Source organism: Streptomyces polyrhachis, from assembly GCF_042663125.1.
Classification (GTDB): domain Bacteria; phylum Actinomycetota; class Actinomycetes; order Streptomycetales; family Streptomycetaceae; genus Streptomyces; species Streptomyces polyrhachii.
Window position 1 is genome coordinate 46,825 of record NZ_JBHSZO010000025.1, and the last position, 10,703, is coordinate 57,527.

Genomic DNA, 10,703 nt, shown 5'->3' on the forward strand with positions numbered 1-10,703 from the left:
CCGTCCCACAGGGACGCCCCCTGATGCGCCCAGCCGTGAACAAGGAGCGACCGGTGGTCTTCCGCATCCCCTTCGGTCCGCCGGGCCGCTCCCCGGCTGCCCGTACGCACGCGGCGGCGCGGTTTCGTACCGCCGCCGCGCCGCTCCTCCTGCTGACCGCGGCGCTGACGGGCTGCTCCGACGGCGGTGTGCCGCTGGCCGAGCGGTCCGCCGAGGAGATCGGGCGCTCCGCCCTCGCCGCGATGAGGGAGGCGGACTCCCTGACCGTGGAGGGCTACCTGGCGCCGGTGGCGGGGCCGCGCTCGCAGCTGCGGCTGTCCCTCGGCCGGGAGGGCGGCTGCGTGGGGACCATCGACTCCGCGGCGCCTCCCTCGCGGGTACGGGTCCTGGTCGCCGGCGGCTCCTCGTACATGAAGCCCGACCGGCGCTACCTGGTCGCCAACGCGGGCGGCCGGGAGCAGGCGCAGCTCACCGAGGGCCGGATCGCCGGGCGCTGGCTGCGGCTCGACGGGCGTTCGGGGGCGGGCGAGTTCCGGGACCTGTGCGATCTGGACCGGCTGCTCGCCGGGCTGCTTCCCGCGCGGGCGGGGGCGCGGACGCGGAAGGGCGCGCAGGGCACGCTCGGCGGGCGGCCGGTCATCGCCGTGACCGGCGTCGACGGGCGCCGCTCCACGACCGCCTGGGTGGCCACCGAGGGCACGCCGTACATCCTGCGCCTGGACAGCCGCGGCGGGGAGGCGGCCGGCTCCGGGAGCAGCTCCCTCGCCTTCTCCGACTTCGACGCGGCGCGGCGGGTGCGGGCGCCGGGGACGGGCGAGTTCGTCGACATGGCGCGGCTCAACAGCTGACTCCCCTCCCCCGGGAGGCTGTTGGAGGCAGGCGTACGGGCCGCTGACCTGCGACTCACTCGTTTGCTCCGCCCGGAGCGCGCGGCTGGGAGCCCCGGCACACGATGGCCGTCCAGGCCATCGCACCGTATCCGGGGAGCCGCTTGTGCAGCCGTCCGCCTGCGCCAGGACGACCACCGCCCGCAGGTTGGCTGCCGGGGCGGCGGTCGTGGTGCTGGCCGTGACCGCGGCGGCCTGCGGGGGCTCCCCCGACTCCCCCGCCGGGCGCGGCCCCACCACCACCCGGGCCGAGAGCGCGCTGCACTCCGCCGCCGCCCTCGACTGGAAGCGCTGCGAGCCGGCCCCGTCCCAGGAGGCGCAGGGCGCCGGCTCGCTGACGTGGGAGTGCGCCACGCTGCCCGTACCACTGGACCACGCCAGGCCCGACGGCGAGAAGATCGGCATCGCGCTGATCCGCACCCGGGCGGCGGACCCCGCGCACCGCATCGGATCCCTGGTCTTCAACTTCGGCGGCCCCGGCGGCTCGGGGGTCGAGACGCTGCCCGGCACCGCGCACCTCTTCGAGACCCTGCGCACCCGCTACGACCTGGTCAGCTTCGACCCGCGCGGGGTCGGCGCCAGCGACGGGGTGCGCTGCCTGGACGACAAGCAGCTCGACGCGTACTTCGCCGCCGACAACACCCCCGACGACCGGTCGGAGGAGCGCTCGTACGTGCGAGGGGTGAAGGACTTCAACCGGGCCTGCGAGAAGAACGCCGGCACGGTCCTCCCCTACGTCGGCACCGAGGACGCGGCCCGCGACATGGACCTGATGCGCGCCGCGCTCGGCGACGGGAAGCTGCACTACTTCGGCATCTCGTACGGCACCGAACTCGGCGGCGTCTACGCCCACCTCTTCCCCGAGCGCGTCGGCCGCGCGGTGCTGGACAGCGCGATCGACCCGACGCTGGACGCCACCCACCGCTCGCTGGCGCAGGCGAAGGGCTTCCAGCTGGCGCTGGAGAGCTACACCGAGGACTGCGCCGCCCAGGGCGAGGTGTGCCCGCTGGGCGAGGATCCGCGCGAGGGTGCGCAGAAGGTCGCCGCGCTGATCAGGCGGCTGGACGGGGAGCCCTTCCCCGGCATCGGCGACCGCCGCCTCACCCAGGCGCTGGCGACCAGCGGCATCGCGCAGGCGCTGTACTCGGCGGACTTCTGGCCGATCCTCTCCGAGGCGCTGGAGGAGGCGAACACCGACGACGGGCGGCTGCTGATGGTGCTGGGCGACGCGCTCAACGGGCGTGACGACAAGGGCCGTTACAGCACCCTGCAGTCCTCCTTCACCGCGATCAGCTGCAAGGACTCCTCGGAGCGGCCCACCCCGGACGAGGTGCGCGCGCTGCTGCCGGAGTTCCGCGCGGCCTCGCCGGCCTTCGGGGAGTTCATGGCCTGGTCGCTGCTGAGCTGCACGGACTGGGCGGTGCAGGGGACGGCGAAGACCCCGGACGTGAGTGCGAAGGGTGCCGCGCCGATCGTGGTGGTCGGCACCACCAACGATCCGGCGACACCGTTCAAGGGGACGGAGCGGATGGTACGGGCGCTGGGCCCCGGGGTGGGCTACCAGCTGACGCACGAGGGCGAGGGGCACGGCGCGTACACCGGCGGCAGTTCCTGCGTACGGGAGTCGGTGGACGCGTACCTCTTCGACGGGACGCTGCCGGAGAAGGGCGCGACCTGCCGGTAGGCCGGTCCGGAGTCCCCGCGGAGTCCCCGCACAGCCCTCCCGGAGCGGCCGGCCGCCACCGCGCTAGGCTCACCCCTTCATACGCCGCACCCGGGGGGCTCGCACATGTCTACGAAGGCGCACATACGCACCGCGGCCGCGGCGCTCGTACTCCTGCTCGCCGCGACCGGCTGCACGGACGGGTCCGGCGGGCCCGGCAAGCAGCCCACCGCCGCACCGGGCAGCACCGCGCAGGGCAAGCCCGCCGACCCCGGACCGCCGGCCCTGCCCGCCGCGCTGACCGGCCAGCGGCTGGACTGGAAGGCGTGCGGGGCCCCCGTCGGCGCGCCCCCCGCCCAGCAGCATCCGCCCGCGCGGCTCGCGGACGGCACCCGCTGGGAGTGCGCGACGCTGAAGGCGCCGCTGGACTACGCCAAGCCGGCCGGCGCGACCATGGGCATCGCGCTGATCCGCGCGAAGGCCGAGTACGGCAAGAGCACCGGTTCGCTGCTCTTCAACTTCGGCGGACCCGGCGGCTCCGGGGTGCGCGGGCTGCCCAACTCCGCGCGGCTCTTCGGCAAGCTCCGCGAGCGCTACGACCTGGTGAGCTTCGACCCGCGCGGGGTGGCGGGCAGTTCACGGGTGCGCTGCCTGCCCGACAAGCGGCTGGACGCCTTCTTCGCGATGGACAGCACCCCGGACACGGCCGCGGAGGAGAAGACGTACTTCACCGCCTCCCGCGACTTCAACCGCGCCTGCGGGAAGGAGTCCGCCAGGGTCCTCCCGCACGTCGCCACCACCAGCGCGGCGCGCGACATGGACCTGATGCGCGAGGTGCTGGGCGACAAGAAGCTCAACTACTTCGGCTTCTCCTACGGCAGCAAGCTCGGCGGCGTCTACGCCCACCTCTTCCCCGGCAACGTCGGCCGGATGGCCATCGACGCGATCGTCGACCCCACCGCCGACATGAAGCACCACGCGCTCAACCAGGCGATCGGCTTCCAGCGGGCGCTCGACAACTACTTCACCTCGCGCGGGCAGGACCCGAAGACCGCCACCGCCCGCCTGGTGAGGCTCCTCGACCGCCTCGACTCCAGCCCGCTGCCCACCGGGAGCGGACGCGGTCTCACCGAGGGGCAGGCACTGACGGGGATCGTCGTCCCGCTCTACGACAAGTCGGGCTGGTCGACGCTCACCCAGGCGCTGGAGGAGGCGGAGTCCGGCAGCGGCAGCACGCTGCTGGCACTGGCGGACTCCTACAACGGCCGGGAGGAGTCGGGCCGCTACGGCCTCCAGATGCACGCCCAGCGCGCGGTGGACTGCGCGGACGCCGCACAGCGCCCGACGCCGCGGCAGGCGAAGGCGTCGCTGGCGGAGTTCACGAAGGCCTCGCCCGTCTTCGGCCCCTTCCTGGGCTGGGACGTCGCCGGCTGGTGCGCCGACTGGCCGGTGGCCGGCGAGGCAAACGACCCGGACGTGAGCGCGCCGGGCGCCGCGCCGATCCTGGTCGTCGGCGGCAAGGGCGACCCGGCGACCCCGTACGAGGGCGCCCAGCGCATGGTCGACGAGTTGGGCCCGGGGGTGGGCACGCTCCTCACGTACGAGGGGGAGGGCCACGGCGCGTACGGCACGGGCGATGCGTGCGTGACGGCGGCGGTGGACGCCTACCTGCTGGCCGGCACGCTGCCCCCGAAGGGCAAGAGCTGCGGCTGACCCGCGTCCCCCACGCGCGAGTGCCCCCGCCGACGTCGCGTCGGCGGGGGCACTCGCACGCAACGGGTCAGTACACGGGCTTGTGCGGCTCGATCTGGTTGACCCAGCCGATCACGCCGCCGCCGACATGGACGGCGTCGGCGAAGCCCGCCGACTTCAGGACCGCCAGGACCTCCGCACTGCGGACGCCCGTCTTGCAGTGCAGGACGATCTTCCGGTCCTGGGGGAGGTCCTGCAGGGCGCTGCCCAGCAGGAACTCGTTCTTCGGGATCAGGCGGGCGCCCGGGATCGAGACGATCTCGTACTCCCCCGGCTCGCGGACGTCGATGATGTCGATCGCCTCGCCGTCGTCGATCCACTCCTTGAGCTGCTTGGGCGTGATGGTCGAGCCCATCGCCGCCGCCTGCGCCTCCTCGGAGACCACGCCGCAGAACGCCTCGTAGTCGATCAGCTCGGTCACCGTCGGGTTCTCACCGCAGACCGCGCAGTCCGGGTCCTTGCGGATCTTGACCTGGTTGTACGTCATCTCCAGGGCGTCGTAGATCATCAGCCGGCCGAGCAGCGGGTCGCCGGCACCGGTGAGGAGCTTGATGGCCTCCGTCACCTGGATCGAGCCGATCGAGGCGCACAGCACGCCCAGCACGCCGCCCTCGGCGCAGGAGGGGACCATGCCCGGCGGCGGGGGCTCCGGGTACAGGCAGCGGTAGCAGGGGCCGTGCTCGGACCAGAAGACCGAGGCCTGGCCGTCGAAGCGGTAGATCGAGCCCCAGACGTACGGCTTGTTCAGCAGCACGCAGGCGTCGTTGACGAGATAGCGGGTGGCGAAGTTGTCCGTGCCGTCCACGATCAGGTCGTACTGGGCGAACAGCTCCATCACGTTGGAGGAGTCGAGCCGCTCCTCGTGCAGCTCGACCCGCACGTACGGGTTGATGCCGAGCACCGTGTCGCGCGCGGAGGCGGCCTTGGAGCGGCCGATGTCGGCCTGGCTGTGGATGATCTGGCGCTGGAGGTTGGACTCGTCGACCTCGTCGAACTCCACGATGCCCAGCGTGCCCACGCCCGCCGCCGCCAGGTACATCAGCGCCGGTGAACCCAGGCCGCCGGCGCCCACGCAGAGCACCCGGGCGTTCTTCAGCCGCTTCTGGCCGTCCATCCCGACATCCGGGATGATCAGGTGGCGCGAGTAGCGGCGTACTTCGTCAACGGTGAGGTCGGCGGCCGGCTCGACCAGAGCGGGCAGCTTCTGCGGCAGCGACACGGGGACTCCGTAGCGTGGACAGCGTGGGGCGACGGGGACAGCGGGGCAAAGCACCGGTGTTCTCCGCGTAACACTGCCACGGCGCTTCTCATTCCGAGACCTGCCGTCCGATCCGCGAGACAATCTCGTCCCAGTACCCGGGCATGGCCTCCCAGCTGCGCCGATCGGTGAAGTAGACCGTCCCCGCCCCGTGCCAGCGCGCGATGCGCATGGCCTCCTCCAGATGGCTGCGGGGCACCCCGTGGACCTGGTGGACGAAGCGCTCCGCGGGGTGCTCGGCGGTCCACTCCGCCACCTGCGACCAGCGGTAGTCCGTCCACGACCCGGCGAAGGTCACCAGCTGGTCGGCGGCCTCCGCGTAGCCCGGGTACGGGTGGGTGCCGTGCGCCAGCACGATGTGCGCGCCGGGGGACAGCGCCCCCAGCGTGGTGGAGGTGCGGCGCACCGTCTGCAGCAGGGAGCGCTCGGTGGGGCAGCGCTCCAGGTAGAAGCCGTCGACCTTGTACCACTCCAGGTAGCGGTGCGCCTCGGTGATCAGCTCCCCGAAGGGCCGCCGCCCCCAGCGCAGGTCGAGCTGCCCGAGCACCCGCACCCCCGCGCAGCGCAGCGCTCCGGCGGCCTGCAGGCAGTGCGGGTCGGGGCGGCTGCCGGGGCCGCCGCCCGAGCCGGCCACGTTCAGCACGGACCAGTGCACGGCGCGCGGGGCGCGGGCCAGCTCGCCCCACTCCAGCGGCGCCACGAGCGGATGCGCGTACCCGGGGATGCCCAGGCCCAGCGGCGGCTGTACGGGGACGGGCGGCGCGAGGGGGGCGCGGGGCGGGCGCAGGGCGGGCGCTCCCCCGGCTCTCAGATCCGGCATGCCGCCTCCATCCAGATGTCGGCGAGGGACTCCTCGAAGACGATCCGGGGGCGCCAGCCGAGCCGGTCGCGGGCGGTGCGCACGTCGGCCTGCTGCCAGGCCCCGCAGCCGTCCGGGTACGGGTACGCGGCGGCGCCCCCGGCGACCGGCTCGGCCATGCCGCCCTGCGGCGGGATGCTGCGGGCCAGTCCCGCGTCCAGCTCGTGCAGCGCGCCGTTGTAGCCGGCGACGCGGGCCAGCGCCCCGGCGGCGTCGCGGAGTCGGACCGCGCGGCCGCTGCCGATGTTCACCACGCCCTGGGCGGCGGAGAGCGCGGCGGCGTGCACCGCGCGGGCCACGTCGCGGATGTCCACGAAGTCGCGCTGGGCGCCCAGTCCGCTGAGCTTCAGCTCCCCGTCGCCCTGCTGCATCGCCCGGCGCAGCGCCTCCGCGAGGCGGCCGAGCGGGGAGCCGGCCGGGGTGCCGGGGCCGACGGGCGAGAAGACCCGCAGCACGATGGCGTCCAGCCCGGAGCCGAGCACCAGCTCGCTGGCGGCGAGCTTGCTCACCCCGTACGGACCGCCGGGCCGGGGCATGGCGTCCTCGGCGGTGGAGGAGCCCGGCTGGGCGGGCCCGTACTCCGCGGCGCACCCCAGGTGCACCAGGCGGGGGCTGACGCTGGCGCGGCGCAGGGCCTCGCAGACGGTGGCGACGGCGACGGTGTTGTGCCGGATCAGGTCCTTGGCGCTGCCCCGGGTGGTGCCGGCGCAGTTGACGACCACGCCGGGGTGGACGGCGTCCAGGAACCGGGTGAGGGCGCCGGGGCTGCCGGTGGCCAGGTCGAAGCGGACGTCGGCGTCGTCGCCGCGGCCCAGCGCGGTGAGCTGGACGGCGGGGTCGGCGAGCAGGCGGTCGGCGACATAGCGGCCGAGGAAGCCGTTCGCCCCGAGCAGGAGCACCCTCATCGGGCACCTCCGTGGGTGGGGAGGGCTGGTCGTCGGTCGTAGGGGGGCGTGGCTGGCATGGCCTGGTGCTCCTTGCGGTGAGCCGTTGAGCGGTGCGCCGCGGTTCGGTACGCGGTGCGGTGTGCGGGTCGCTGGGTGGTGCGGTGGGCGCCGGCCCGGGTGAGCGTGGCGGCGGCGAGGGTCAGGAGGACGAGCGCCGCGGCGGCGTTGAGCACGGCCGGTACGGCGAGGGGGCCCCAGGCGGCGGCGAGCAGCTCCGCGGGGCGGCCCACCGGGCCGAGGCCGGGCAGGCGGGCGGTGAGGACGAGCAGCGGGACCGCCGCCTGGGCGGCCGCCGCCGCCGCGAGGGCGGTGGCGGCCAGGGGGCCGAAGCGGTGGGCGGTGAGCAGCCGGGCGGCGAAGAGGGCGACGCCCAGCGCGGTGGCGGCGAAGGTGAGGGCGGCGCTGCCGCCGGCCAGGGACTGGGCGAGCAGCTCGGCGGCCAGGACGGCGGCGGCGGTCATCGCGGTGGCGGCGGCGAGCAGCGGGCGCACGCGGGCGGCGAACTCGTCGAGGTCGCGGCTGGTACGCAGCGCCCCCTCGGCCCGTACGGTGAACCACCGCGCCGCGGCGGAGGCGGCCGGGAGGGCGGCGAGGAGCGCGGCCACGGCGGCGAGGTGCGGCTGGGGGGCGGCGAAGTCGGCGGCGGAGGCGGCGCCGGCGAGGAGTTCGCCGAAGAGCCAGTCGCCGTAGAGCAGGGCGGCCAGCAGCCCGGCCACGCCTAAGGGGGCGGCGGTCCGCGGCGGCTCGCCGTGCGGGGCCTGCCGTCCCGGGGCCTGCCTGCCCGGGGCCAGGCGGGCGGGGAGGGCGCCGAGGGCGACGGCGGTCGCGAGGGCTCCGAGCAGGACGAGGGCGGCCTGCCCCGCGCCGCCGGTGCGGGCGGCGGCCAGCGCGGTGAGGATCGCCGCCACGCCGGGGAGGGCGTCGCGGGCGGGCTCCAGCGGGGGCGTGTCGGGGGCGGGCGCGGGGGGCGCGGGCTCGCGGGGGCTGCGGGCGAACAGCTCCTCCGCGAGGCCGAAGACGTCGCGGTGGCGGTAGTCGGCGGCGGTGCGGTCGGTGATGCCCCGGGCCTCCAGCCCGGCGGCGATCTCCAGGGGGTCGACGGCGCGGGCGCACAGCTCGCGGTGGCGGTGCAGCAGGGTGCGTACGGGATCGGCGGGGCCGCGCCGGGAGGCGGGCCTGCGGCGGTCGGTGCGGTCGGTACGGTCGTCGCTGCGGTCGGCGTGGTCGTCGCTGCGATCAGTGCGGTCGTCACTGCGGTCGAGTGTGGCGGTGCGGTCGGGCGTGGTGGCGGTGGTAGCCGTCCCGACGGCGCTCGCGGCTTCAGGGGCGGACTCGACGGCGTACGGCTCCGGGTGCGGCCGGTCCGCCGCGCTCTGGGTGAACTCGTCGGCGGGTTTGGGCTCCTCGTCGGTGGCCGCGGGGTGCTCGTCCGCTACGACGGGGGGCCGCTCTGCCGCCCGTGCCCCGGCTGGCCGCCGCTTGTGCGTACCGCTCATCGCGCCTCGCCCCCGCCCGCGTACGACGCCGTACCGGCGGCCGGCCCGGCCGCCGGGCCCTCCCGGTGCACGCCCTCCGCCGGCCGCGACCAGCGCGGCACCGTCCCCCGACCCTGGTGGCCGGCCGTCCAGTTGCCCCGGACGGCCGCCTCCGCCGGGCGCGCGAAGGGCCGGTGCGCGGCGCCCGTACGGGGAGTGGCGCGGTGGGAGATCAGCTCCAGGTAGATGCCGCGGAAGGCGGCCGTGTTCTGCTCGACGGTGAACAGCTCCAGCGCCCGCGCCCGCGCCGCCGCGCCCAGCCGGGCCCGGCGCGAGGGGTCGCGCAGCAGCGCCAGGCAGGCGTCCGCCAGCGCGCGGGGGTTGCGCGGCGGTACGAGCAGGCCCGTGCCGCCGATGACCTCGCGTACCGCGCCGACGTCGGTGGAGACCGAGGCCCGGCCGCAGAACATCCCCTCGACCAGCCCGGTCGGGAAGCCCTCGACCACGGAGGAGAGCACGAGCACCTCCCCGGCGGCGTAGGCGGCGGCCGGGTCGGGCAGCTCGGGGCCGCCGATCTCCTCGAAGGAGACGGGGTTGTCGCCGACCTCGTGGGCTCCGGCGGCCTCGTCGGGGAAGAGCTGGGCGGCCAGCGCCCGGCAGTGCGCCTCGTACGCGGTGTTGCGCGGGCCGCCGCCGCCCTGGGAGACGAGCAGCAGCCGGGTGCCGGGCTCTTCGCGGCGGATCTCCGCGAAGGCGTGCAGCAGCGCGATGACGTCCTTGGCGGGCTCGATGCGCCCGACCCAGACCAGCGTCTGCCCCTCCGGGGCGCGCTCGCCGCCGACCGCCCTGTCAGGGCCGCCAGGGCCGCCGGTGCCGTCAGGGCCGCCCGTCTCCTCCCCGGCGAGCGCGCTGGGCAGCTTCGCCTCGCCGACCGCGGCGAAGCGCTCGGCCTCCATGCCCGGGTAGACCGTGCGCTGGCGCGCGGCGGGCGCGCCGAGGCGGCGCTGCCAGCGGCGGGCGTGGGCGTTGCCGGGGGTGAGCAGGTCGGCCCGGCGGCACAGCTCGCCCGCGAGCAGCCGCTCGAAGCCGGCACCCAGCGCCCGCGCCGGGGCGCTGGGGACGGCGGGGTCGGGGGCGAGGTAGTGGCGGCGCAGCCGGACGCCGTACTCCGTGACCAGCAGCGGGGTGCCGTGGAAGTGGCGGGCGAGGAGGCCGGGCAGGGCGGCCGTGCCGCCGGAGAGGGCGTGGCAGAGGTCCGCGTCCGCCAGGGCGCCGCGCCCGTACCAGGGCAGCGACAGCGGGCGCAGCGCGGCGGCGAGTTGGTCCATCGCGGCGAGCAGGTCGACCGGTCGGGCCTCCTGGACGAGGCGTCCGCTGCCGGGGGCGCGGCAGGCGGCCTCCAGCAGGCGCAGGGCGCCGCGGGAGCGCAGGGCGTGCCGCAGGGCGGCGCCGTCGGCGCGGCCCAGCGCGGCCAGTCCGTAGAGGCCGGCGGCGAAGCGCTCGGCCTCGGGGGCGTCGCGGGAGAAGGGGGCGCTGAGGGCGGCGGCGAGGTCGGTGAAGTGCCCGGCGAAGCGCTCGCGGCCCCGGCGTCCGTACGTCTGCGGGGTGGCGTGGAAGGGCCGGGCGAGGTGGCGGGGGGCGAGGTGGACGGCGCGCACGTGGGGCGGCGGTTCGATCGGGGCGCCGGGGGGCTGGGGGGCGCTCTCCAGGGCGTAGATCTCGAACTCGTGGTCCGCCAGGCCCCGTACGAGCCGGTCGCACCACACGCCGCCCTCGCCCGCGGCATACGGATGGCCGCTCTCGGCGAGCAGTGCGATACGCACGTGGAAACCCCCTTGCCCGGACCCTTGTTCGGAGCTCTG

At 75.8% G+C, this 10,703-nt stretch carries 8 protein-coding genes; 3 read left to right on the forward strand and 5 right to left on the reverse strand.

All coding sequences use genetic code 11. The features are described 5' to 3' along the window. Positions 1–23 precede the first annotated feature (23 nt). The 3 genes from ACFQLX_RS16855 (at position 24) to ACFQLX_RS16865 (ending at position 4,263) form a co-directional block, all read left to right on the forward strand. The gene (locus tag ACFQLX_RS16855) at positions 24–848 is read left to right on the forward strand and encodes a hypothetical protein (protein WP_386415924.1); all 825 of its coding nucleotides are present in this window, start codon (positions 24–26) and stop codon (positions 846–848) included. Positions 849–993: 145 nt separating this feature from the next. Next, entirely contained in the window at positions 994–2,571 is a 1,578-nt protein-coding gene (locus ACFQLX_RS16860) for an alpha/beta hydrolase (protein WP_386415926.1), read from the forward strand. Positions 2,572–2,676: 105 nt separating this feature from the next. Continuing rightward, on the forward strand, positions 2,677–4,263 hold the full coding sequence (locus tag ACFQLX_RS16865; protein WP_386415929.1) for an alpha/beta hydrolase: 1,587 nt from the start codon (positions 2,677–2,679) through the stop codon (positions 4,261–4,263). A 67-nt stretch (positions 4,264–4,330) separates the two neighbouring features. Here the strand turns inward: ACFQLX_RS16865 and moeZ are convergent, their stop codons facing one another. From moeZ to ACFQLX_RS16890, 5 genes are all read right to left on the reverse strand, one after another. Next, positions 4,331–5,503, reverse strand: a complete 1,173-nt coding sequence (gene moeZ / locus ACFQLX_RS16870) for an adenylyltransferase/sulfurtransferase MoeZ (RefSeq protein ID WP_386416024.1) — start codon at positions 5,501–5,503, stop codon at positions 4,331–4,333. Positions 5,504–5,609: 106 nt separating this feature from the next. Next, positions 5,610–6,380, reverse strand: a complete 771-nt coding sequence (locus ACFQLX_RS16875) for a spherulation-specific family 4 protein (RefSeq protein ID WP_386415931.1) — start codon at positions 6,378–6,380, stop codon at positions 5,610–5,612. Continuing rightward, a complete protein-coding gene (locus ACFQLX_RS16880; protein WP_386415933.1) occupies positions 6,368–7,324 on the reverse strand; it encodes an NAD-dependent epimerase/dehydratase family protein in 957 nt (318 codons plus the stop codon). The genes ACFQLX_RS16875 and ACFQLX_RS16880 overlap by 13 nt, the downstream gene beginning before the upstream one ends. Further along, positions 7,321–8,862, reverse strand: a complete 1,542-nt coding sequence (locus ACFQLX_RS16885; RefSeq protein ID WP_386415936.1) for a hypothetical protein — start codon at positions 8,860–8,862, stop codon at positions 7,321–7,323. The genes ACFQLX_RS16880 and ACFQLX_RS16885 overlap by 4 nt, the downstream gene beginning before the upstream one ends. Then, positions 8,859–10,664, reverse strand: coding sequence for a DUF3492 domain-containing protein (locus ACFQLX_RS16890; protein ID WP_386415938.1), 1,806 nt, complete (start codon positions 10,662–10,664; stop codon positions 8,859–8,861). The genes ACFQLX_RS16885 and ACFQLX_RS16890 overlap by 4 nt, the downstream gene beginning before the upstream one ends. Positions 10,665–10,703 lie beyond the last annotated feature (39 nt).